The sequence below is a fragment of the Roseateles noduli genome, assembly GCF_050626985.1.
Taxonomy (GTDB): Bacteria; Pseudomonadota; Gammaproteobacteria; order Burkholderiales; family Burkholderiaceae_C; genus Roseateles; species Roseateles noduli_A.
The window spans coordinates 5,912,203-5,934,702 of record NZ_CP192463.1; the positions used below are offsets into that span (position 1 = coordinate 5,912,203).

The 22,500-nt window shown below is 69.8% G+C and carries 19 protein-coding genes; 13 read left to right on the forward strand and 6 right to left on the reverse strand.

Annotated elements, in window-relative coordinates:
• The first annotated feature begins 116 nt into the window (after nucleotides 1–116).
• The 3 genes from ACQ4L4_RS25805 to ACQ4L4_RS25815 all read left to right on the forward strand — a co-directional run bounded on the left by ACQ4L4_RS25805 (nucleotide 117) and on the right by ACQ4L4_RS25815 (nucleotide 4,968).
• Complete coding sequence (locus ACQ4L4_RS25805) at nucleotides 117–353, forward strand: hypothetical protein (protein WP_431101637.1); 237 nt, start codon at nucleotides 117–119, stop codon at nucleotides 351–353.
• A 205-nt stretch (nucleotides 354–558) separates the two neighbouring features.
• The gene (locus ACQ4L4_RS25810) at nucleotides 559–2,103 is read left to right on the forward strand and encodes a methyl-accepting chemotaxis protein (protein ID WP_431101638.1); all 1,545 of its coding nucleotides are present in this window, start codon (nucleotides 559–561) and stop codon (nucleotides 2,101–2,103) included.
• A 123-nt stretch (nucleotides 2,104–2,226) separates the two neighbouring features.
• Nucleotides 2,227–4,968, forward strand: coding sequence for a thiamine pyrophosphate-dependent enzyme (locus ACQ4L4_RS25815; RefSeq protein WP_431101639.1), 2,742 nt, complete (start codon nucleotides 2,227–2,229; stop codon nucleotides 4,966–4,968).
• 145 nt (nucleotides 4,969–5,113) lie between these two features.
• Here the strand turns inward: ACQ4L4_RS25815 and ACQ4L4_RS25820 are convergent, their stop codons facing one another.
• Nucleotides 5,114–5,548, reverse strand: a complete 435-nt coding sequence (locus tag ACQ4L4_RS25820) for a hypothetical protein (RefSeq protein ID WP_431101640.1) — start codon at nucleotides 5,546–5,548, stop codon at nucleotides 5,114–5,116.
• 193 nt (nucleotides 5,549–5,741) lie between these two features.
• On the opposite strand from ACQ4L4_RS25820, the gene ACQ4L4_RS25825 reads away from it, so the two are divergent.
• On the forward strand, nucleotides 5,742–6,818 hold the full coding sequence (locus ACQ4L4_RS25825; RefSeq protein ID WP_377161582.1) for a GGDEF domain-containing protein: 1,077 nt from the start codon (nucleotides 5,742–5,744) through the stop codon (nucleotides 6,816–6,818).
• Nucleotides 6,819–6,848: 30 nt separating this feature from the next.
• Here ACQ4L4_RS25825 and ACQ4L4_RS25830 read toward each other — a convergent pair whose 3' ends face one another.
• On the reverse strand, nucleotides 6,849–10,556 hold the full coding sequence (locus tag ACQ4L4_RS25830) for a CheR family methyltransferase (protein ID WP_431101641.1): 3,708 nt from the start codon (nucleotides 10,554–10,556) through the stop codon (nucleotides 6,849–6,851).
• 166 nt (nucleotides 10,557–10,722) lie between these two features.
• On the opposite strand from ACQ4L4_RS25830, the gene dmeF reads away from it, so the two are divergent.
• The 8 genes from dmeF (at nucleotide 10,723) to ACQ4L4_RS25870 (ending at nucleotide 15,653) form a co-directional block, all read left to right on the forward strand.
• Nucleotides 10,723–11,721 (forward strand): CDF family Co(II)/Ni(II) efflux transporter DmeF, encoded by a 999-nt coding sequence (gene dmeF, locus ACQ4L4_RS25835; protein ID WP_431101642.1) that lies wholly within the window; start codon nucleotides 10,723–10,725, stop codon nucleotides 11,719–11,721.
• A gap of 55 nt (nucleotides 11,722–11,776) precedes the next feature.
• Nucleotides 11,777–11,917, forward strand: coding sequence for a hypothetical protein (locus tag ACQ4L4_RS25840; RefSeq protein WP_157522617.1), 141 nt, complete (start codon nucleotides 11,777–11,779; stop codon nucleotides 11,915–11,917).
• A 234-nt stretch (nucleotides 11,918–12,151) separates the two neighbouring features.
• Nucleotides 12,152–12,376 carry a hypothetical protein gene (locus ACQ4L4_RS25845; protein WP_377157715.1) on the forward strand — a complete coding sequence of 75 codons (225 nt, stop codon included), beginning with the start codon at nucleotides 12,152–12,154 and terminating at the stop codon, nucleotides 12,374–12,376.
• 338 nt (nucleotides 12,377–12,714) lie between these two features.
• Nucleotides 12,715–12,963 (forward strand): hypothetical protein, encoded by a 249-nt coding sequence (locus ACQ4L4_RS25850; RefSeq protein WP_431101643.1) that lies wholly within the window; start codon nucleotides 12,715–12,717, stop codon nucleotides 12,961–12,963.
• 19 nt (nucleotides 12,964–12,982) lie between these two features.
• Nucleotides 12,983–13,330 (forward strand): hypothetical protein, encoded by a 348-nt coding sequence (locus tag ACQ4L4_RS25855; RefSeq protein WP_431101644.1) that lies wholly within the window; start codon nucleotides 12,983–12,985, stop codon nucleotides 13,328–13,330.
• A gap of 10 nt (nucleotides 13,331–13,340) precedes the next feature.
• Nucleotides 13,341–13,916, forward strand: a complete 576-nt coding sequence (locus tag ACQ4L4_RS25860) for a cell division protein FtsI (RefSeq protein WP_431101645.1) — start codon at nucleotides 13,341–13,343, stop codon at nucleotides 13,914–13,916.
• Between the two features lie 14 nt (nucleotides 13,917–13,930).
• Nucleotides 13,931–14,704 carry a flagellar basal body L-ring protein FlgH gene (locus ACQ4L4_RS25865; protein ID WP_431101646.1) on the forward strand — a complete coding sequence of 258 codons (774 nt, stop codon included), beginning with the start codon at nucleotides 13,931–13,933 and terminating at the stop codon, nucleotides 14,702–14,704.
• Nucleotides 14,705–14,882: 178 nt separating this feature from the next.
• On the forward strand, nucleotides 14,883–15,653 hold the full coding sequence (locus ACQ4L4_RS25870) for a Crp/Fnr family transcriptional regulator (protein WP_431101647.1): 771 nt from the start codon (nucleotides 14,883–14,885) through the stop codon (nucleotides 15,651–15,653).
• Between the two features lie 15 nt (nucleotides 15,654–15,668).
• On the opposite strand, the gene ACQ4L4_RS25875 is transcribed toward ACQ4L4_RS25870, so the two are convergent.
• A complete protein-coding gene (locus ACQ4L4_RS25875; RefSeq protein ID WP_431101648.1) occupies nucleotides 15,669–16,214 on the reverse strand; it encodes a cysteine hydrolase family protein in 546 nt (181 codons plus the stop codon).
• A 264-nt stretch (nucleotides 16,215–16,478) separates the two neighbouring features.
• On the opposite strand from ACQ4L4_RS25875, the gene ACQ4L4_RS25880 reads away from it, so the two are divergent.
• Nucleotides 16,479–17,804, forward strand: coding sequence for an epoxide hydrolase family protein (locus ACQ4L4_RS25880; RefSeq protein WP_431101649.1), 1,326 nt, complete (start codon nucleotides 16,479–16,481; stop codon nucleotides 17,802–17,804).
• A gap of 106 nt (nucleotides 17,805–17,910) precedes the next feature.
• Here ACQ4L4_RS25880 and ACQ4L4_RS25885 read toward each other — a convergent pair whose 3' ends face one another.
• From ACQ4L4_RS25885 to ACQ4L4_RS25895, 3 genes are read right to left on the reverse strand one after another with little or no spacing between them, the layout of a single operon-like run.
• Nucleotides 17,911–20,922 carry a TonB-dependent receptor gene (locus tag ACQ4L4_RS25885; RefSeq protein ID WP_431101650.1) on the reverse strand — a complete coding sequence of 1,004 codons (3,012 nt, stop codon included), beginning with the start codon at nucleotides 20,920–20,922 and terminating at the stop codon, nucleotides 17,911–17,913.
• Nucleotides 20,923–20,932: 10 nt separating this feature from the next.
• Nucleotides 20,933–21,790: a hypothetical protein gene (locus tag ACQ4L4_RS25890; RefSeq protein WP_431101651.1), complete on the reverse strand. Its 858-nt coding sequence runs from the start codon at nucleotides 21,788–21,790 to the stop codon at nucleotides 20,933–20,935.
• Nucleotides 21,791–21,845: 55 nt separating this feature from the next.
• Nucleotides 21,846–22,208, reverse strand: coding sequence for a hypothetical protein (locus tag ACQ4L4_RS25895; RefSeq protein WP_431101652.1), 363 nt, complete (start codon nucleotides 22,206–22,208; stop codon nucleotides 21,846–21,848).
• Nucleotides 22,209–22,500 lie beyond the last annotated feature (292 nt).

Genomic DNA, 22,500 nt, shown 5'->3' on the forward strand with positions numbered 1-22,500 from the left:
TTCCCGTGAAGCGGGCGGAGGTGTACAACACGGGCTCCGCGATACCCGCGTCCGAGCGCGCCCCCCTTCGCGCCCGTCGACGCGGCACTCCAGCGTCCGTCCGACCGTTGCCGACCATGACGACCTCACAGACCGTCCGCCAGCACAAGGGCCGTACCTACGTCCTCGATACCCACGGGCCGGGCTCCGGTCCCTGGCGAGGGCGATTCGTCGTCAAGGGCGAGGAGGACGGCCGCCCCGGCGTCACCGCCTGGCACGAGCTGGACGACGAATTCCCGTCCGCCGACGAGGCCGTCGCGCACGCTGATCGCGTCGCCTGCCAATACATCGCCACTTTCGCCCAGCAGGCATGACTCCCCGTGGCCCCGCTTTGGGCGCACCGCGTCGTTGCAAATCCTCGCCATAGCTGGGCTATGGCTGCGGTTTGCGCCTAGCGGTGCATCCCAAATCGGGGCCACGGGGAGTCATGCCTGACGCGGGGCGCGCACCGCGTCCATCGGGGGCGGACTGTGTTTTGCCCCGATTTGGTTCGACCGTCGGCTTTCAGGGAGAAAAAACATGCCAACGTTGTCCAACTTCAATATCGGCACGCGGCTGGCCGCCGCATTTGCCGTTGTCATCGCCTTGCTGCTTTTGGTGCTGGCCGTCGCCGTCTCGGTGCTCAACCGCACCAGCGGGACGATGGACCGGGTGGTCGAGGACCGCTATGGGCAGATCGCCCTGAGCGACGACATCAAGAATGTCGGCGACCAGGGCGTGATCGTGATCGGGCGCCTGCTGATGGCCACCGATCCCGCCCAGGCCAAGCGCTACATGGACGATTACGCCGCCGTGCGCGCGGCCAACACCGAGAACTTCGCGAAGTTCGAGAAGATGCTCAACACCGACGAGGCGAAGGCCATCTTCGCCGAGCAGTCGGAGGCCCGGAAGGTCTACGGTGCCGCGGTACGCAAGCTCTTCGACCTGATCGCCGCCGGCGAGCGCGACCAGGCCATGGCCATCTACCAGGGCGACATGGCGCAGTCGCAGGTGCGCTACTACGCGCTGATCGACAAGATGGTCGACTACCAGACCAAGGCCATGGCCGACGACGTGGTCAAGGCCAAGGAGGACGCGCGCCGTTCCAAGCTGTGGATGACGCTGGTCGCCGCGGTCGCGGTGGTGCTGGGCGTGCTGACCGCGATCAGCATCACGCGTTCGATCACGCATCGCATCCACGGCGCCATCCAGCTGGCCGAGGACGTCGCCAAGGGCGACCTCACGCTGCGTCCGATGCCGCAGAGCACGGACGAGATCGGCCGGCTCATCGGCGCGCTGCAGCACATGGTGCGCAGCCTGCATCGCATCGTCTCGGAGGTCCGGCAGGGCGCCGACACCATCTCCGCCGCGGCGAAGGAGGTCGCGCAGGGCAACGCCGATCTGTCGGCGCGCACCGAGGCGCAGGCCAGCGCGCTGCAGCAGACCGCCTCCGCGATGGAACAGCTGACCGCGGCGATCCGCATGAGCGCCGACAACGCCGACCAGGCCAACGCCCGCGCCGCGACGGCGTCGGAGGTCGCCAGTGCCGGCGGCAAGGCGGTCGGCGAGGTGGTCGCGACGATGAGCGCCATCTCCGCGTCCTCGCATCGCATCGGCGAGATCATCGGCACGATCGACGGCATCGCCTTCCAGACCAACATCCTGGCGCTGAACGCGGCCGTCGAGGCGGCGCGTGCCGGCGAGCACGGCCGCGGTTTCGCCGTGGTGGCCTCGGAGGTGCGGGCGCTGGCGCAGCGCTCGGCCAGCGCGGCCAAGGAGATCAAGTCGCTGATCGTCGAATCGACCGAGCAGGTCGGGGCCGGCGGCCGGCTGGTCGAACAGGCCGGCGAAACGATGACCCAGGTCGTCTCGGGCATCCGGCAGGTCAGCGGCGTCGTGGCCGAGATCAGCGCCTCCAGTCGCGAGCAGAGCATGGGCATCGAGCAGGTCAATGCGGCCATCATGCAGATGGACGACACGACGCAGAAGAACGCCGCGATGGTCGAGCAGAGCACCGCCTCCGCCAAGGCGCTGCAGGACGAGGCCACGCATCTGAACAACGCGGTGCGGGCTTTCGTGTTGTAGCGCGGCCCAGGTCGACAGGCGGCGGAGAACCGCCTGCGACGCCGTCATCGCCCACATCGCCGTTTTCGTCCGCGGCACTGTCATCGCCGCGTTTGTATCCGTCGCATCACCAGGGAGCGACTCATGAACGACAGGATCCAGCCGGGCGCGGCAGCGCCGACGTCCGCTTCGCCCGACCCCTCCAGCGCGCGCTGGCGGCCCGAGGTGCTCGCCTTCATCGACGCGCATCGTTGCGACGGTCATCGCAGCGCGCGACTGGATCCGCTGGGCGTTTCGCGTCCCGCCGATCCGACGCTGCTCGACCCGCAGCGTTTCGGGCTGCAGCCCGGCGACTGGCTGTCGCCGGCCGGCACGCCGCTGTGGAGCGCCCGCACCGTCGGCGATCTCGACCGCGCGCTGAAGGCGATCTACTGCGGCGGACTGGCGCTCGATGCCAGCGCGGTGCGCGACGCGTCGCGGCGCGACTGGCTCCATCACGCGATGGAGTCCGCGCCCCCGGGGGCGGGCGGCGCCGCGGAGCGCCTGGCACTGCTGGACCGGCTGATCCGCGCGCAGGGCTGGGAAGAGCACGTCGCGCAGGCCTTCCCGCACGCGAAGCGCTTCTCGCTGGAAGGCAACGAGACGCTGATCCCGTTGCTGGACGCGCTCTGCGAGCAGGCCGCGGGCCACGGCGTGCGGCGCATCTTCCTCGGCATGCCGCATCGGGGCCGCGTCAACGTGCTGGTCAACCTGATGGGCTTCCCGCCGGCGCGCGTGCTGGACTTCTTCGACCCGAAGTCGCCGCATCCCGAGCTGCACACCGATCTCATCTACCACCTCGGCGGCGAACGCGAGCTCGACACGCCGCAGGGCCGGCTGACGCTCACGCTGGCGCACAACCCGTCGCATCTGCAGAGCGTGCATCCGGTGCTCACGGGCCTGGCCCGCGCGTGCCAGGACGCGCTCGGCCGCGAGCGCGCGGACCGGGACGGCCGCCGGCTCGTGCTGCCGCTGATGCTGCACGGCGACGCGGCCTTCGCGGGGCAGGGCGTCGTGATGGAGACGCTGATGCTGGGCGGCAAGCCGGGCTACACCGTCGGCGGCACGGTGCACGTGATCATCAACAACCAGGTCGGCTTCACCGAGCCCAACCCGATGAGCGCCTGGCCGGCGCAGTACTGCACCGACGTCACGCGCATGGTCGACGCGCCGGTCCTGCGCGTGAACGCCGACGAGCCCGAGCAGGCCCTGCGTGCCGCGGCGATCGCGCTGGCCTGGCGGGCGCGTTTCGGCTCCGACATCGTCATCGACCTGATCGGCTACCGCCGCCTCGGCCACTCGGAGAGCGACGTCCCGTCGCTGACGCGGCCGCGCATCCACGCGCTGACGCAGACGCATCCGACGATCGTCGAGCGCTACGCCGCCGCGCTGCGTGCCGACTGCGTCCTGCCGCCGGACACCGACATGGCCTCGCACGTCACGCACAGCCGCGTGCGCGCGCACCAGGCGTTCTCCGATCCGGTGATCCCGGCGCAGGACGAATCGCCGTCCCCGCTGCGCCGCCCGGGCGAGGTGCCCCGATTGGACCTGGCCGGGCTGCAGGCGCTGGTCGATCCGATGACGCGGCTGCCCGACGGCTTCGAGCCGCACGCGATGGTGCGCACGCTGACGGACCACTGGCGCCGGATGGCGGGGCTCACCGAGCCGCCGCTGCGCGCGGACTGGTGCTTCGCCGAGAACCTCGCCTACGCGACGATCCTGCAAGGCGGCCTCAACGTGCGCATCTCCGGCATGGACGTGCGGCGCGGCACCTTCCTGCATCGACAGGCGGTGTGGACCTCGCAGACGACCGTGCAGACGGGTTCGACGGGCGAGGACGTTCCGACGGAGTTCGTGCCGCTGAGACAGATCAGTGCCGGCAACGGTCACGACAACGGTCACGACGACGGTCACGGCAACGGTCATGGCGACGCACACGACGCGCGGCATGGCGAACGGCCCGGCGCGGGTCCGGGCGACCCGTCGCGGGGGCGCTTCGACATCTTCAACTCACCGCTGTCCGAGGAGGCGGTGCTCGGTTTCGAGTACGGCTACAGCGTCGGGGCGACACGCACGCTGACCGTGTGGGAGGCGCAGTTCGGCGACTTCGTCAACGGCGCGCAGGTCTTTGTCGACCAGTACATCAGCTCGGGCGAGGAGAAGTGGGGCGAGACCTCCTCGCTGGCCATCCTGCTGCCGCACGGCAACGAGGGCATCGGCCCCGATCACTCGAGCGGCTACCTGAGCCGCTTCCTCCAGCTCTGCGGCGAGGACAACCTGCGCGTGGCCTGCCCGTCGACGGCCGCGCAATGGTTCCACCTGCTGCGCCGGCAGGCGTTCGACACGCTGCGCAAGCCGCTGATCGTGATGTCGCCCAAGGGCACGCTGTATCACGAGAAGGCGTCGCACGCGGAGATCGCGGACCTGACGGGCGGCAGCTTCCAGCCGGTCATCGACGATGCGACGGTCGAGCGCGCCGAGCAGGTCGAGCGCCTGCTGCTGTGCAGCGGCAAGGTGCATTACGACCTGGATCGTGGCCGTCGGTCGGTGGCGCGCGCGGACCTGGCGCTGGCCCGCATCGAACAGTTCTATCCGTTCCCGGCGGATGAGCTGACGGCGCTCTTCGCGCGTTATCCCGCACTCGTCGAGATCACCTGGGTACAGGAGGAGCATCGCCAGCAGGGCGCGTGGAGCTTCATCCGCGAGCAGATGGATGCGGTCTTGCCGCAGCATGTGCAGCTGCGCTGCGTGGCGCGCCGTGCGAACGGCTCCGGCGCCACCTCTTCCCACACGATCCACCAGCTGGAGCAGGTGGAGCTGATCGCGCGCGCGCTCGGCGAAGCCTGACCGGTCGTCTCCCGCAGTCAGAAAGTCCCAAGGCCCATGGTCAGCGAGTGCGGGTGGGGCCGGAATGACGCTGGGGGTTCCCGGAGGGATGCCCCCTGCGTCGTGGAGTGCCCGCGCCAGGCCTGACGGCGTCGGGCGGTCTCCCTTACTGCCCCAGCGAGTCCGTCCGCCTCCGGCTCGACGAGCTTCCTCGTCCTTGAGCCTGCGGCCGCCCGAGCTGGATGATCTCGATCGCATGGCAGGCCGCCTCGGTGGCGTAGTTGAGCGCCTCGTTCTCGGTCGCCCAGGCGGAGTCGGTCGCCGGATGGACGACGTCGTCCACGCCGGCGGCGGACGTCGTTTGATCGTCCCGGGCCTCGAGTCTGTCTCCGAAGGCGTCGTTGGCCGCCGCGGTATCGGGCAGGCCTTGATCTGGCGGGCCGGGATCGGGCGGGCCTCGATCCGCCAGGCCGGGCTCGGGCGCGTCGCTCCGACGCCGCCCGGTATTCAGCAGTTGGTAGTGGCCGACGAAGGCCCCGCCGGGGGCGGGTGTCGATTCGACGCGGTAAGTGACGCCGCGGTACTGTCCGTCGCGCTGCATGCGGGTTCTCCCCTGGTCTGCGATGTTGCGAAAGCGGCAATTCCCACGCCCGGCGGAGCGGCACTATGTCGCGGTCATGAAGGACGCGTCCGCGATCCGGCGGACGGCACCCGTGTCATGACGGACGGCGTCCGGCGGCGCTCCGCAGTTGTGACAACATCCACGACTTCAGTCCTGATTTCGACCGCCGATCTTGGATGCCCTGCTCGCCCGCCTGACGTCGACCGTCCCCGTCGCCCGCAACCTGGAACAGCTGACCCGCCCGCTGCTGGACATGCTGGGCACGGTCACCGGCCTGGAGTCGACCTACCTCACCACGATCGACCTGCGTGCCGGGGAGCAGCACGTGCTGCTGGCCCGCAACGCCGGCACGATGACCATCCCGGAGGGACTGACCGTCCCCTGGTCGGACACCTTGTGCAAGCGCGCCCTCGACGCCGGCCGCATGGCCACGAGCGACGTGGCGGCGTGCTGGGGCGACTCCGACGCCGCGCGCCAGCTCGGCATCCAGACTTACGTGAGCGCGCCGATCCGCGACGACGGCGGCGAGCTGCTCGGCACGCTGTGCGCGGCCAGCGCGGACCGTCGCACCATCGGTCCCGAGGCGCAGTCGCTGCTGCGGCTGTTCTCGTCGCTGGTGAGCCAGTTCCTGCAGCGTGAGCGGCTGGTGGCCGACCTGCGCGCGGCCAACGAGCAGCTGGCGACCTACGCCCTGACCGATGTGCTGACCGGACTGCCCAACCGCCGCGCGCTGTTCGACGAACTGCAGCGCGAGCTGCAGCGCGCCACCCGCGACGGTACCTGCGTGCTGCTGGGTTGCATCGACCTGGACGGCTTCAAGTCGGTCAACGACCAGCTCGGCCACCATCGCGGCGACCTGTTCCTGCGCGAGATCGCCCAGCGCCTGTCGCTGGAGCTGCGCGGCTCCGACATGCTGGCGCGGGTGGGCGGGGACGAATTCATCGTCGTCGGTCCCGGCGTGAGCCTGGGCGGCCTGCCGCGTTCGCAAGGACCGCTCGTGGATCGCGGCGAGCCGGCGCAGGCCGCGCGCACGCTGGAGCAGCGCGCCGCGCTCGCGAGCGTGGGCCGCTTCGACCTCGACGGCCACGCGCTGCAGTACGCGGGCGCCAGCGTCGGCGTCGTGGCGCTCGATCCGGCGGGGCTCAGCGTCGAGCAGGCGCTGCACCTGGCCGACCAGCGCATGTACGACGTCAAGCGCGCGCGCCGCCGGACCATCGACCTGCCGGCGGTCATGCAGGCGGCGGACTGATCCGCCGCGGTGCCTTCGCGACGGCCGCGATCAGCGCGGGCGCGCGAGCAGCACCTTCTCGATGAGCAGGTCCACGTCCACCGGCTTGGCCAGGTGGTCGTCGAAGCCCGCGGCGATGGCCGCGTCGCGATCCTGCAGCGTGGCCAGTCCCGTCAGCGCCACGGCAAACAGCGGCGACGCGGTGCCGAGCGCACGCTCCCGCGCCCGCAGCCGGCGCACCAGCGAATAGCCGTCCGCGCCGGGCATGGCCACGTCGCTGATCAGCACGTGCGGCGGATGCTCGGACGCCGCCGCGACCTGCTCCCATCCCTGCTCGACCGAGCCCGCCGCGCGCACTTCGGCGCCGGCCAGCTCCAGCAGATGCCGCAGCGCGTCCAGCGCATGCGGATCGTCGTCGACCAGCAGCACGCGCAGGCCGCCGAGGTCGGCGTCGACGCTCTCGCGCGGCGTCGTCTCGGGCGTGTCCGAGACCAGCTCCACCGCCGGGAAGCGCACCGTCAGGCGCGTGCCGCGGCCTTCGCCGTCGCTGTGCGCCGTCACCGTGCCGCCGTGCGCCAGCACCAGGTGGCGCACGATGGACAGTCCCAGGCCGAGGCCGCCGTACTCGCGCGTGCGGCTGATGTCGGCCTGCGTGAAGCGGTCGAACAGCCGTGGCAGCAATTCGACCGCGACGCCGATGCCCGTGTCGACGACGGCCAGCTCAATCGTCGGCCCGATGCGGCTCAGCGACACGGTGATCCGTCCGTCGCGCGGCGTGAATTTCAACGCGTTGCCGACGAGGTTGGCCACGATCTGCTGCATCCGGCGCTGGTCGCCCTGGATGCGATGCGGCTGCTGCAGGCCGGTGCCGCTCAGCGTCAGGCCCTTGACCTCGGCCGCCGGCTGCAGCCCGTCGACGACCGCGCGCACGCAGGCCGAGAGGTCGAGCGGGCGCATCTCCAGCGTCAGGTGGCCGGACGCGATGCGCGACACGTCGAGCAGGTCGTCGATCAGCTGCGCCTGCGCCTGGCAATGCTTGAGGATGGTGGCGATCGCGCGTGTCGCGGTCGCCTCGCCGAGCGTGCCGCGTTCCTGCGACTGCTTCAGCACCGAGGCCCAGCCGGAGATCACGTTCAGCGGCGCGCGCAGTTCGTGCGAGACCATGCCGAGGAAGTCGTCCTTGGCGGTGTTGGCGCGCTCCGCGTCGTCGCGCGCATGCTGCGCCGATTCCAGCGCGCAGCGCAGTTCGTGGATGTCCTGGAAGGCGATCACCGCGCCGTCGATGCGCTCGTCGGCGGTGCGGTAGGCCCGCACGTTGATCAGCCACCAGCGGCCCTCGGTGTCCTGGTGTTCGTGTTCGACCGGTGCCAGGCCTTGCACGGCGGCCTGCACCAGCTGCTCCAACTGGCCGACGGCGAAGCGCGAGGTGACGTTGACGACCGGCTGCCCGATCGACTGGCCCAGCGCCGCGGGATCGAGCCCGAACAGCTGCGCCACCTGCGGCGAGGCGTGCCGCAACCGCAACTGCCGGTCCAGCACCACGACCGGCAGCGGGATGCCCTCGACGAGGTTGCTCAGGTCGTCGTTGGCGAGATCCAGCTCGTCGTTGCGCGACTTGAGTTCCTCGTTCAGCGAGAGCAGCTCCTGGTTGGCCGATTCGAGTTCCTGCTTCGCGCTCTGCAGCTCCTCGTTGGCGCTCTGCAGTTCCTCGTTGGTGCTGAGCATCTCCTCGTTGGCGGTGCGCAGCTCCTCGTTGGCCGATTCGAATTCGACGACCAGCGTGCGCAGCTGCGCCTGGGTCGCCTCGAGTTCGTCGGACAGCGTCGTCACGGTGCGCTCGAGCTCGTCGACGCGCGCGCGGGCGCCGCTGGGCGAGAACGGCGGCGTGGACAGCGCCGACGTGGTGTCGGCGACGGGTTCGTCCGGCTGGGGCGCCAAGGTGACCAGGAAATGCTGCGAGGCCTCTCCCGCTTCGAGCGGCAGGACCTCGAGCACGTAGCGGCGATCGTTGAAGGCGACACGCTCGCGCCGGACCGGCTGCCCGGTGCGCTTGGCCTCGACCAGCGCCGTGCGCACGGGCACGTTGAGCGAAGCGTCCAGCAGGCGCGGCAGCGCGAGCGTGGCCTCGCCGCTCGCGGGCGCGATGAAGGCGGAGACGTCGCCGCGGAACTGCACCACGTCGCCGCCCTGGCTGACGACGAAGCCCGGCGGCACGTAGCGCGCGAGGGCGACACGGTTGGCGGCCTCGCTGACCAGGTCCGGCGGCGGCGCCTGCGGCACGCGCGGCGCGTTGCCGTCGCTGGCCCAGGGGCGCAACGCATCGATCGGGAACAGCGGCCGGTGGCGGCGCGAGTTCGGCAGCTTGCGGTACAGGTGCGGCGCGCCGGCGTGCTCGAAGCCGTCGGCGACCGAGGCCGCCTCGGCCCGGCCCAGCAGCATGAAGCCGTCGTTGCGGCAGGCGTAGTGCAGCACCTCGAAGACATGCTGCTGCGCTTCCTTGCGCAGGTAGATCAGCATGTTGCGGCAGCTGATCAGGCCCATGCCGGAGAACGGCGCATGCGTGAGCAGGTTGTGCCGCGCGAAGACGCACATCTCGCGCAGGTCCTTGGCCACGAGGTAACCGCCGGAGGTCGGCACGAAGGCGGTGTCGCGGAAGGGCTGCGGCACGTTCTCCAGCGCGGCGGCGGTGTAGCGGCCGCCGCGGGCGGTCTCGATCGAGGCCTCGTTCAGGTCGGTGCCGAAGATCTGCACGCGGCGGTGGATGCCCTCGGAGATCATCGCCTCCTTGAGCAGCATGGCGATCGTGTAGACCTCCTCGCCGGTCGAGCAGGCGGGCACCCAGATGCGGATCGGGTCGTGGCGCAGCGCCAGCAGCTTGGGCAGCACGACCTGGCGCAGCACGTTGACGAACTCCGCGTCGCGGAAGAACGCGGTCACGCCGATCAGCACGTCGTCGCGCAGCGCGGCGGCCTCGTAGGGGTCGGTGCGCAGGAACTGCAGGTAGGCGCCGACGTCGCGGTCTTTCTGCAGCAGCACGCGCCGCAGGAAACGGCGGCGCAGGTTGACGTCCTTGACGTAGCCGAGGTTGACGCCGGCCTTCTGCTGGACGATCGCCAGCGCGGTCTCCAGCGCGTCGACGTCCTGCGCGACGCCGGCGGAGCCGGGCAGGTCGCTCTCGTGGTGCGGCTGGCCGAAGCGGCGCATCAGCGCGGCGGGGATGTCCTCCGGGGGCAGGACCTCGTCCACCAGCCCGGTGTCGATCGCGGCGACCGGCATGCCCTCGTGTGCCGCGGTGTTGGGCGCCTGCGCGACCACGAAGCCGCCGGTGGCCTTCAGGTCGACGATGCCGGCCGCGCCGTCCTGGCCGGTGCCCGACAGGATGACGACCGCGCCGTCCAGGTCCGGGTCCTGCGCCAGCGAGGCCAGGAAGGCGTCGATCGGCAGGTGCAGCCCGGGCGTGCGGCGGGTGAGGCGGAAGTGGCCGTCCAGCGCCATGACGCCGACGTTCTCCGGCATCACGTAGACGCGGCCGTGCTCGACCTTGGTGAAGTGCTCGAGGCGCTCCACCGGGAGCGTGCTGCGGTCGCGCAGGACCTCGGGCAGCCGGGTCTCCTCGTTGGGGTCCAGGTGCGTGATGACCAGCACCGCGAAGCCCGGTTCGTTCGGTAGCGCACCGAGCACGGTGCCGAGCGCATCGATGCTGCCCGCCGATCCGCCGAGCACCACCACCCGCAAGGGTTGTCGCTCCTCTGTGTCCACCCAGGGTCCCGTTGTCGTGATTGAAAAGCTGCGCCGCAGTCTACCCCCGCCCGATGACCGTCCCGGCGCGGGGACTCTGGCGCCGGGGGCGCGGTGTGAAGGGGATACTGCGGCGCTTGCGCCTCCACCCGCCGTCCACTTCGCCGCCGCCGCCATGTCTCCGTCGATGTCCACCACGCCCTGGCAACACACGCATGTCTTCGACGAGGGCAATCCGCTTGCCGCCCGCAACACGCGCTGGGCGGTGCTGCTGACGGTCCTGATGATGGTCGCGGAGATCGCCGGCGGCTACGTCTTCAACTCGATGGCGCTGCTGGCCGACGGCTGGCACATGAGCTCGCACGCGGTGGCGCTGGGCGTGTCGCTGCTGGCCTACGGCGCCGCGCGGCGCTGGGCCAGGGACGGGCGCTTCGCCTTCGGCACCTGGAAGATCGAGATCCTCGGCGGCTACAGCAGCGCGCTGCTGCTGGTCGGCGTCGCGGGGCTGATGCTGTGGCAATCGGTCGAGCGGCTGATCGCGCCGACGCCCATCCACTACGACGAGGCGATCGCGGTCGCGGCGGTCGGCCTGGTGGTGAACCTTGCCTGCGCCTGGCTGCTGCGCGGCGAGCACCACCATCACGGGCACGACCACGGGCATGACCACGGTCATGGTCATGCGCACGGACACGGGCACGGCCATGGGCACGGCGAACCGCACGACCACGCGCCGGGGCAGGGCCACGACGACCTCAACCTCCGCGCCGCCTACATGCATGTGCTGGCCGACGCGGCGACCTCGGTGCTGGCGATCGTGGCCCTGCTGGGCGGCCGGCTGTGGGGCGCGGACTGGCTCGATCCGGTGATGGGCATCGCGGGCGCGGTGCTGGTGGCGGTCTGGGCGCGCGGGCTGCTGCGCGACACCGGCCGCGTGCTGCTGGACGCCGAGATGGACGCGCCGGTCGTCGACGAGATCCGCCAGGTCATCGCCGCCGCGCCGTGGCCGGCGGCCATCGCCGACCTGCATGTCTGGCGCGTCGGTCGCGCGCAGTACGCCTGCATCGTCTCGCTGGTCACCGACAGCCCCGAGGCGCGGCCGGACGAGGTGCGCCGGCTGCTGTCCGTCCACGAGGAACTTGTTCACGTCACCGTCGAGATCAACCGCCCCGATCGGGCGACTGTCTGATCCGCGCCGCGGCGCTCGCCGGACACCCGCCGGCGCGCCGCCACAATCGCGGCCCATGAAAACCAACTACCTCCTCGCCGCCATCCTGGTCAGCAGCCTGATTGGCGCCTTCGTGGCCAACCGTTCGATGAAGACCGCCTGCGCGGTGGTCTCCGGCGCGATCGCGCTGTATGCGCTGCTCCGGCAGGTGATCTGACGGCCCGCGCTGACGATCAATTCCGATCAGTTCCATCAGATCGAAATGATCGATCTGATGAGGTAGCGAAGCCGCTTCACGCGCCGTTGATGGGCTCCTCGGGCCGGCCGACCGCCTGGCCGTCCCCCGCTGCCTTTCGTCACACCCCCTCCGGCATCCCCCCGAGTCCACCCTATGGTGGGATGGCACTTGGGCCGACCCCCGCTGATAGTGGGAACTCGTCAGGAGAGGACCATGCGACAACGCTTCGCGCCACCCGCCGGAGAACCCGGCCATCCCTTCACCTCGGCCATGCAGCGCATCCTGCGGCAGACCGAGGTGCTGCTGCAGCGGCGCATCCCCTTCAGCCCGTCCGGCTGGCCCATCGAGGAACCGCCCGCGCTGGAAGGCCTGGAGGTCACCGAGTCCACCTGGGACGAATGGACCGAGGCGATGGCGCATCAAAGCCGCGGCGCGTGACCTGACCCTCCCGGCGGTCCGTGCCGCCGTCTCCGCGTCGACCGCGTTGACGTCCTCATCGCCCGTTCCATCGCCCGTTCCATCGCCCATCTCATCGGCGTCGCATCGGCGTCGCATCGGGCTTTTCGCCCATCCCGCGCGTTGATCGCCCAGGCCGGTGCCGCTTTCGCGCGGACTTGAGCCGGCAAAACGGCGAAGACACCTCCCAGTTGATATCCCTCGGTGACGCAGTTCACCGAGTCCGCGACGACCGCTGAGTTCGTCGCGCTCATTGCGGCATGCCGGGAGGTGGTCGCGGCGAAGAATCCGTTCACCCCAACGAACGAGAGCGCTTCGCCATGCACGTCAAGCCCAACGCTTCCCCGTCGCCCGCAGCCCACGTCGGCGCCCCGGCGTCCGCAGGCCCGGCCAAGGGCGCCAAGTCCGGCGCGCCCGATTTCACCAAGATGCTGAATGACGCGAAGGCGGGTGCGCCGGCTTCCGCGGCGACAGCACCGATGGCGGTCGCACCGGCTACTGCCGCCACGTCGACCGCCGCTCCCGCCACGCTGTCGCTGGACACGGCCTCGCTGGCCGCGCGCGGCTGATCGTCGCCGGGAGCCTCTCTTGAGCAGCGTGCCCCTCCTGTCCAGCCTGGTCGCCCTGGCAACGTCCTCCGACGGCTCGCACGAGAGCGGCCGCGCCGCCGCGTCCGGCGGGTCGTCGGGATCGTCGCGAGGCGGCGGCCCCAGCGTGACGCTCGGGCCCGTGCTCGGCGTGACGGCGACCATCAGCGCCAAGGGCCTGCAGGCGCTGGCGAACGACGCGGTGGATGCCGTCGAGACGGTCGCCGATGTCGTCACCGACACGGTCGGCGATGTCGCCGGCGGCGTCGGCAACGTGCTCGGCAATGTCGTCGGCTACGGCGTGATGGCCGCGCTCGGCGGCGGCGCCGTGCTCGATGAACTGGTGTGAGGGTCGGGTCATGCCCATTCGACCGGAACCGTCGTCGCGCCGCTTCGTCCGACCCGTTGCCGGCCTGGCGCTCATTGCGCTGACGGGCCTCGGGGGTTGCAGCGCGCTGAGTCCGGTGCCCGCCTGGGAACTGCTCAAGGGCGCCGGCACCGCGACCTCGACGGCCCTCGCGACCGCCGCGCCGGCCAAGGCCAGCAATACCGTCCATCACGGCGATGCGCCGGTGCGCACGCTGTGCATCGAGTTCAACCGCAACGCGCCGCTGGAGGACCTGGTCCCGGCGATGCAGGCGGAACTGAAGGGGCAGGGCGTGGACAGCCGCGTGTACGAGCCCGGCACCGGCCTGCAGCAATGCGGCGTGTGGCTGCGCTACGTCGCGACGATCGAATGGGGCGTGCCGCCGATGGCCAGCGGCTATCGCGCCAATCTCAGCGCCGCGTCGCTGAGCCTGCACCGGGCGGACGGGACCTTGCTGTCGAGCAGCAGCTACGTCGCCGAGGAGAACTTCGGCCTGGCCCGTTGGGCCGGGACGCGCAACAAGATCGCGCCCGTCGTGAAGGCGCTGATCACCGGCTTCCAGAGCTGAGGGAGAGGGATGTGATGTCGACGAATGAATCCCGCCGCGCGACCGCGCCGGCGATTGTTCCGGCGGTTGCTCCGGCGGTTGCTCCGGCGGTTGCTCCCGCCATCGCGCCGGCGCTGGCGATCCTCGCGTTCGCCGCCTTCGGCGCGCTGGGCGGGTGTGCCGGCACGTCGCCGACGGTGGCCGGTCCGATGATGGTCACGCCGCCACAGGCGCCGATGTACATCGAGCGGCCCAACAACGGCGCGATCTACCAGCCGGGCATGTCGCCGACCTCGCTGTTCTCGGGCGACAAGCGCCCGAGCGCGATCGGCGACACGATGAAGGTGGACATCCAGGAGACGCTGAAGGCCAGCCAGAAGCAGACGACCGACACCAACCGCGACAACAAGCTGGCGGTGCGCGGGCCGGGCGGCCAGAGCAAGATCGGCGTGGTGGAGCGGCTGCTCAACATCGACGCGACGGCCGCGGGCAGCGATTCGTTCAAGGGCTCGGGCACGACGGAGACGGACAACAGCTTCGTCACGACGGTGGCGGTGAGCGTCATCAACGTGCTGCCCAACGGCAACCTGCTGGTCGCGGGCGAACGCAACGTGGGCCTGAACCAGGGCGTGAACACGCTGCGTTTCTCGGGGATCGTGAATCCGCGCGACATCCGCCCGGGCAACCTCGTGTCGTCGCGCGACGTGGTGAACGCGAGTCTCGAGAGCGTCGCGCAGGGCGACGTGTCGGAGTCCTCGTCGCGCAGCTGGCTCCAGCGCGTGCTGGCAAGGAGTCTGTCCATCTGGTGATCCGCCGACCGCCGCGCGGTCAACCCGCAAACCGGGCCGGCGCCACGGGGCTTATCCACCGATCGGTGTCCGCGGTCCGCTTCTATAACCCACGATTCGCCGCAATGGCTTTCGCGAAAGTTCCGCATGAGCAGCGGAGGGCGGAGCCTTGTCCGGCGGACCTTATGCAGAACACATCATGAGCACGAGAGGGACGCGGACGCCGCCGCACGACGGCGCACCGGACACGACGAGCGACGACTGGCTGGCCGACGGCCAGATCCGGACGTATCGGCGCGGCCAGAAGATCATCGAGGCCGGCACGCCGCTGGCCGAGTGGATCGCGATCAGCGGCGGGGCGGCGTTCCTGGCGGCGAAGGTCGCGGCGGACACGCGCGTGGCCGTGGCGGCGCTGTGGCTGGGCGACGTGATCGGGGCGGACTCGCCGCTGGGCAAGCTGGCGGCGCGTTACGACGTGACGGCGCTGGTCGACGTGACGACGATCCACATCCCGATGCCGCGCATGAAGGACGCGAACGCGCCGGAGCGCGACGCGGCGACGGGCGAGCTGTACGCGGCGACCGCGTCGCGGTTGCAGGACCAGATCACGATGCGGCTGGCCGGCAACGGCTTCCAGCGGCTGATCAGCGTGCTGGCGACCCTGGCGGCGGCGCTGAGCAGTTCGCAGCGGGCGGGCACGGCGGGCAACAGCCTGGCGTTGCCGGTGTCGCAGGCGTGCATCGGGCAGCTGTCGGGGCTGTCGCGCCGGCAGACGTGGATCTACCTGGGCCAACTGGCCGAGCGCGGCTGGAGCCGGACCTCGCGCACGAAGGTCACGCTCGAAGGCCTGAACGCATGGCTGAGCCTGATGAACGAAGTCGAGTCCCGCGGGCTCGACTGCATCGGGACGGTGGATCAGTGCGACATGACCTTGTCGCAGCTTGCCAGCTCCCGAACGATGCTCAAGTGATCCGAGGGTCGCGCGTCAGGCCGCTTCGAACCTGATCTCCGCAGCCTTCTTCGCCTCCATCGTCGGCCCGAAGCTGTTGAGATTGCGCAGGATCAGCGTGTGGTGGTCGATGATCTGCGGCGCCGTGAGGTCGCCGTAGGCGATCGTCGTGTGGCCGTCCTCGACCAGCGTGACGTCGTAGCCCGAGCTCAGCGCGCGGCGCGTCGAGGTGTCGACGCAGAAGTCGCTCTGCGCGCCGCAGACGACCAGGTGCGTCACGCCCAAGCCCTTCAGCACTGCGTCCAGATCGGTCTTGTGGAACGAGTCCGGCGAGGTCTTGAACACGCGTCGGTCGTCCGGTCGCACGTGCAGACGATCGTCGATCTGCCAACCCTCGCTGCCGTGACGCAGCGGCTCGTAACCCTCTTCCTCGTGCTGGACGAAGACCACGGGCGTGCCGCTGTCACGCGCCTGTGCGATCAGGCCGTTGATGCGACCGATCACGGCCTCGACGTCGTGGCAGGCGTATTCGCCGACGCAGAGCGCGCGTTGCAGATCGATGATGAGCAGGGCAGTCGTCATGGCACCGGACCACGGAGTTGCGATGCGGCCCAGCATACGCCGCGCGACGAGCGTCATCCATTCGCCATGCCCCGATCGGAACGTCATTTCGGCAGTCTTCATATTGATCGCATGCGAGTGAATCGTATGCGCTTGTATCTGCGAACGACCCGCATACGCGGCCTGACGAAAAGGCCTGCTCGAGGACACGTCGGAGATACCAGCGACCGCTGAAATTCGTCCCGTGCCGAATCCCGGCACGCCGAATCTTCTCCACGGAGTCCCATGAACGCCAAGCACCACCTCCTGGCTGTCACCGCGACCGCTGCCGCCATCGCGGGCGCCTTCAGCCTCGCCCTGTTCCCCGTCGCCAGCAGCGCGCAGACCCAGGCGCCGACCGCCGTCTCCGCGCCGCGCGATGCCGCCGAAGACACCACGATCCGCCCCTTCCAGACCGCCATTCCCGAGGCCGCGCTGGTCGACCTGCGCCAGCGCATCGCGGCGACGCGTTTCCCCGATCGCGAGACGGTCGACGACCGCTCGCAAGGCGTGCAGCTCGCGGGCTTCCAGGACCTCGTGCGTTACTGGGGCACGGACTACGACTGGCGCAAGGCCGAAGCCAGGCTGAATGCCTATCCGCAATTCGTGACCCGCATCGACGGGCTGGACATCCACTTCATCCACGTGCGCTCGAAGCATCCCGGCGCCTTGCCGCTCATCGTCACGCATGGTTGGCCGGGCTCGGTCTTCGAGCAGCTGAAGATCATCGATCCGCTGACCGACCCGACCGCGCACGGCGGCCAGGCCTCGGACGCCTTCGACATCGTCATCCCGTCGATGCCGGGCTACGGCTTCTCCGGCAAGCCGACCGGCACCGGCTGGGGCCCCGAGCGCATGGCGCGTGCGTGGGACGTGCTGATGAAGCGCCTCGGCTACACGCAGTACGTGTCGCAGGGCGGTGACTGGGGCTCGGTCGTCGCGCAGGCGCAGGGCCGTCTGGCGCCGCAAGGGCTGCTCGGCATCCACGTGAACATGCCGGCCACCGTGCCCGCGGACATCGCCGCCTCGATCAAGAGCGGCAAGCCCGCGCCGGCCAGCCTCTCCGCGAAGGAGAAGGCCGCCTACGAATCGATGAACCGCCTGTACACGCGCGGCGGCGGCTACGCCGGGATGATGGTCACGCGGCCGCAGACGCTGGGCTACAGCCTGTCGGACTCGCCGTCCGGCCAGGCCGCGTGGATCTACGACAAGTTCGCCGACTGGACCTTCAGCGGCGGCGTGCCGGAGCGTTCGCTGTCGAGGGACGAGATGCTCGACGACATCACGCTGTACTGGCTGACCAACACCGGGACCTCGGGCTCGCAGCTGTACTGGGAAAACAACAACAACAACTTCAACGTCGTCGAGCAGCGCACGCGGGAGATCAAGGTGCCCGTCGCGGTGACCGTGTTCCCCGGCGAGATCTACCAGGCGCCGAAGTCCTGGGCGCAGAAGGCGTATCCGACGCTGAGCTACTTCAACGAGGTGAAGAAGGGCGGCCACTTCGCGGCGTGGGAAGAGCCGCAGCTTTTCGCCGAGGAACTGCGCGCGGCCTTCCGGCCGCTGCGCTGATCACGAGCCGACGCGCCACGAGGGCGGCGCGGCGCGATGCCACGCGGCGTCATGCAACTCGTCCGCCGCCGATGAAACGCGGTGGCGGACGACCGAAGCGAAGCCCTCAGAACTTGTAGTTCAGCACCACCCGCATCGCGCGGTTGTCTCCGCGGATGTTGTTGGGCTTGTCGAGGTTGAGGTTGTCGCCGCCGAGCCGGTTGGGCGTCGCCCCCGGCTGCGGCGCACTGCCGATCCAGTCGTCGAAGCCGCCGTAGTTGTCGGCGCCGAGCACGTTCAGCACGTCCAGCCGCAGCGCGACCTGGTGGATGCCGTACTTGAAGGCCTTGCCGATGCTGATGTCGACCTGACGGAAGCTCGGCGACTCGCCTTCGACGAGGAAGCACTGCGGCGTGCCGCCGATGCAATTCGTCATGCGGCGCGGGAAGCCGCTCGCATACGTGCCCTTGGCGGAGAAGGTCAGTCCCCACGGCAGCAGCTTGTCCGTCATGAACGCGCCGACCAGGCGGTGCCTGTCGACCAGCGTGCTGGGATTCCAGCCGCGACCCGCGCGGCCGTAGGTCCAGTCGAAGGTATCGTTGCTCCACTGGAGGTTGGTCGTCTTCGCGTCGCTGTAGGTGTAGGCCAGCGTCGCCGTCCAGCCGGAGGATTCCGAGTACGGCTTCTCCGCCTTCACGAACACGGCGTCGGTGCGCGTGCGGCCGATCGAGTCGCCCAGCACCACCTGCCCGTAGCCGTCCGGCCCGCCCCACAGCGGATCGATCGCCGACTGCTGCGCGAAGCCGCCGGTGGCGTCGCGGTTGCCGCTGAACCAGACGAACTGGTTCTTCGCCTCGACGCGGCTGAGCGCGATCTCGCCGTTCCAGGTCTTGGTGAGCGCCTGTCGCAGCCCGATGCTGAACTGGTCCGCGTAAGGCATCTTCAGATCGTTGCGGATCAGCCAGATCTCGCCGCCGGGCGACTGGTTCTTCTGCAGTTCGTCGAGCGCGTGATTGGCCATCGTGCGGTCGTAGCTGCGGCCGTAGCCGCCGAAGACCACCGTGTCCCGGTTGCCGAAGACGTCGTAGGAGAACCCCACGCGCGGCGCGATCGCGTTCTTGAACGCCTTGCGGGAGTTGCCGCTGCTGATGTACTGCGACACGTCGATGCCGCCCTTGGCCAGCGACTGCGCATAGGTCTGGCCCGTCGTCGGGACGATGCCGTAACGCGTCACGTCCGGCGCCATCAGCGCCGCGATGCGGTCGGCCGGCGTCGCATACGCGTTGTTGAGCATGTTGTCCTCGTAGTCCCAGCGGACGCCGAGGTTGAGCTCGAGCTTGGGTGTGAGGCTCCAGTCGTCCTGCAGGTAAAGCCCCCACTGCTTGTTCTTGAAGCTGGCCACCGACGGCGCCGCCGCGCGCCGGATGTTGCACTGGTCGCTGGTGCTGCCGTTGTTGGAGACGTTGGTGCCGGTGCAGTTCGTGCCGTCCCAGTAGGGCAGGCCGGTGACGTTGTCGATCAGCACGTCGACGCCGTCGACCGAGTTGGCCGTGCCGCTGAGGTCGTAGCGCATGTCCTTGAGCTTCACGCCGCCCTTGATCACGTGGCCGTCGATGCCGGTGTAGGTCAACTCCTCGGAGACGAAGGTGCCGCGCTGCTTGCGCCGCTGCGCGTCCGGCGAGCCGCCGTCCAGGATCACGTCCTGCGAGGCCGTCAGCACCTGCGGCGACGCCGTCGACACCTTGTAGCGGACCAGCGCCGTCTCGGATGCCGACTTCGGATTCCAGAGGTAGTCCTCGTAACCGATGCGGGCCTCGCTGAGCCAGTCGTCGCGCGACCACTCGTGCTTCAGGTCGATGCGCGTCTCGTCGTTGCGGCGCTCCTTGTCGTTGCCGGGCAGCGAGAGGTTGCGGTCCTCGGCGATGCGGTCGGTCTCGCGCCGCAGCCGCGCGCTGAGGGTCAGGCGATGCTCGTCGTCGAGCTGCGCGTCGAGCTTGCCGAAGAACAGGTCCTCGTGGAACGGGTCGACCTGGCTGCCGCGTCGCGCCAGCAGCTCCGGCACGATGCCGGCGTTGGGCAGCTTCTCGAAGTTCTGGCCGGCGATCTGGCGCGAGTCCTCGATCCGCTTCGCGTCGTAGGCGACGAAGAAATGCAGCTTGTCCTTGACGATCGGACCGCCGACGCTGCCGCCGTATTCGTACTTCTCGGACGACGGGCGCGCGATGCCCTGGGCCTCGCGCTCCTTCTCCAGCGAGTTCTTCGCCCGCCAGTTGGTGCCGGTGCGGTCGCTGTAGATCTCGCCGTGGAATTCATTGGTGCCGGACTTCGTCACCGCCGTGATCGCCGCGCTGCTGACCTGGTCGAACTCGGCCTTGTAGTTCTGCGTCAGCACCTTGTATTCGGCGATCGCCGATTGCGGGAACGGATTGCCGCGCGTGTCCGACTGGCCGCTGACGCCGCCGCGCAGGATGTTGTTCTTCTGGCCCACGCCGTCGATGAAGACGTTCAGGTGGTCGAAGTCCTGCGCGCCCGATTGCACGCGGCTCAGGCCGCTGGAGTCGGTCGAGAACGCGACGCCCGGCGCGAGGTCCGCCGCGCTGAGGAAGTTGCGCGTGTTCTGCGGCAGCGCCTCGATCATGCGCTGCGACACGACCGTGCCGAGCTGCGAGTCCTTGACGCCCTGCCGGCTGGCGTTGCCCTCGACGGTCACCGTGCCGAGCTGGATCGCGTCCGGCGTGTTCGGCGCGGGCGCGGCGCCGAGGTCGAGCGACGCGCTCTCGCCGACGGACAGCGTGATGCGTTCGGTCCTGATCGGCGCGCCGTCGGCGGCGGCGACGCTGACGACGTACTCGCCCGGCGCCAGCCCGATCAGTGCATAACGCCCGTCGGCCCGCGTGCTGGTCCGGTAGCGGGCGCCGTTGGCGCTGTTGGTGGCGATGATCGACAGCCCGCCGGGCGGAACGCCGGCCGGCGCGGTCACGAGGCCGCGCACGGTCGCGCGGCTCACCTGGGCCTGCGTGGGCGCCGCGAGGCCGGCGGCGAGCGCGATGGCGATTGCCAGCGCAAGCGCGGACCGGGTCGAGAACGGGGAGAGCGGGAGATGAGGCGCGGTGTCGAGCCGCGGACGCGGGGCGGTCATCGACCGCGCGTCACGTGGACGGTCCGGCCTTGGCGCGGCGCATCTGCTCGGCGAAGACCTGTTCCATCGCCTTCTTCTCGGGCAGCACGTACACGATGCCCCCTCGCTTGCCGAACGTCGGCCACAGCGTCTGCTCGAAGAATTTCACCGGCATGTTGATGCAGCCGAAGCTGATGCGGTTGTCCTTGGGCGTGGGCGAGGCCAGACGTTCCAGGCGACGCTCCGCGGGATTGATCGGGCGCACGCGGTGCATGGACACGGCGGCCTCGTAGTCGACCCAGAGCACGTCCTCGTGCCCGGCGTTCTTGCCGGGCTGCGCGACGAAGCGTCCGGCCGGCGTGGTGCGTTCGCTGGGGCGCACCTCGGCGATGGGCCGCAGGCCGATGCCCGCGACGCTGTCGTCGCCGGCGGCGTAACCCAGCAGCACCGGCGTGGTCGCCTGGAGCTTGCCGTCGGGGTTGAACACCAGCACCTGGGCCTGGCGCTTGTCGAGGATCGCGAACGGTCGTCCGTTGTGATCCCAGCCTGCCATCACCCATTGGGCGAGCTGGCGGGCCTGTTTGGAAACCTTGGTCTTGCCGAAGTCGGCCTTGCCGGTCCGCAACACTGGCGCGGGGGCGTGGACGACCGGCTGGACCGGTGTGGGGGTGGTGTGACGGGCCACGACGGGCGGAACCGGTCGCAGCTGCTTCATCAGGAAGGTGGCCGCCGGCCAGGCCAGCAGCGCGCCGGCCAGGCCCAGCGCCAGTCCCTGTGCCGCCCATCCCGCGCGTTCCCGCAGGTGCTCCGGGATCCAGCCCGCAACCGGCCGGAGGGGCTTCGGTGGCGGCGGATCGCTGAAGAAGTACCCGCTGGAGGCGCGCAGCATGGGGGGCTTTCAGGAAAGGTCAGGTCCGGGCGTGGCGGCGGTGCGAACCCACCGATCAGTTGCGGTCGGCGCGGGGAGCCGGCGTGCCGGCGCTGGTCGGATCGGCCGGCAGCGGGTCTTGCGTGGCCGGCTGCTGGTTCTGCCATTGGTCCGTGGACGAGGGCTGGGTCTGCTGCGACTGCGCTTCAGGCGTGGTCTGGTTCTGCTGCGTGGTCGCGGCGTTCGATTGGTCGGCCGGCGTCATGCTCTGGTCGGCAGGCGCCTGCTGCTCGGTCTGGGTCGCGGGGTACTGTTCCTGCGTCGCTTGCGTCGGGGTCGACTCGGTCGAGTTCTCGACCTGCGCATAGGCCAGGCCCAGCACGCTGGCAAAGGCGGTCAGGGCAACGGCACCGGTGACGAGGGATTTGGTCGCGTTCATGTGGTCTCTCCTTTGGGCTTGAGGGGCCGATCGGTGGAGATCGGTTAGGACCTACTTTGGACGGTGGTCGGGGCGTCCGACGTCGTCTGATGGCGCGAGGATTTGTAGGACAAACGGCAAGTTGCACCCCGATACATCCGCGTGTTCATCGGGGCAAGCGGCGATCCCCGCGCCGCCGGACGCCCAAAGAAAAACCGGACGGCCCGTGAAGGGCGGTCCGGTGAAGAAGGCGCTGATGGACGCCTTCGGAGACGGGAAACCTATGAACAATAGGCATTCACCCCGATCGCAT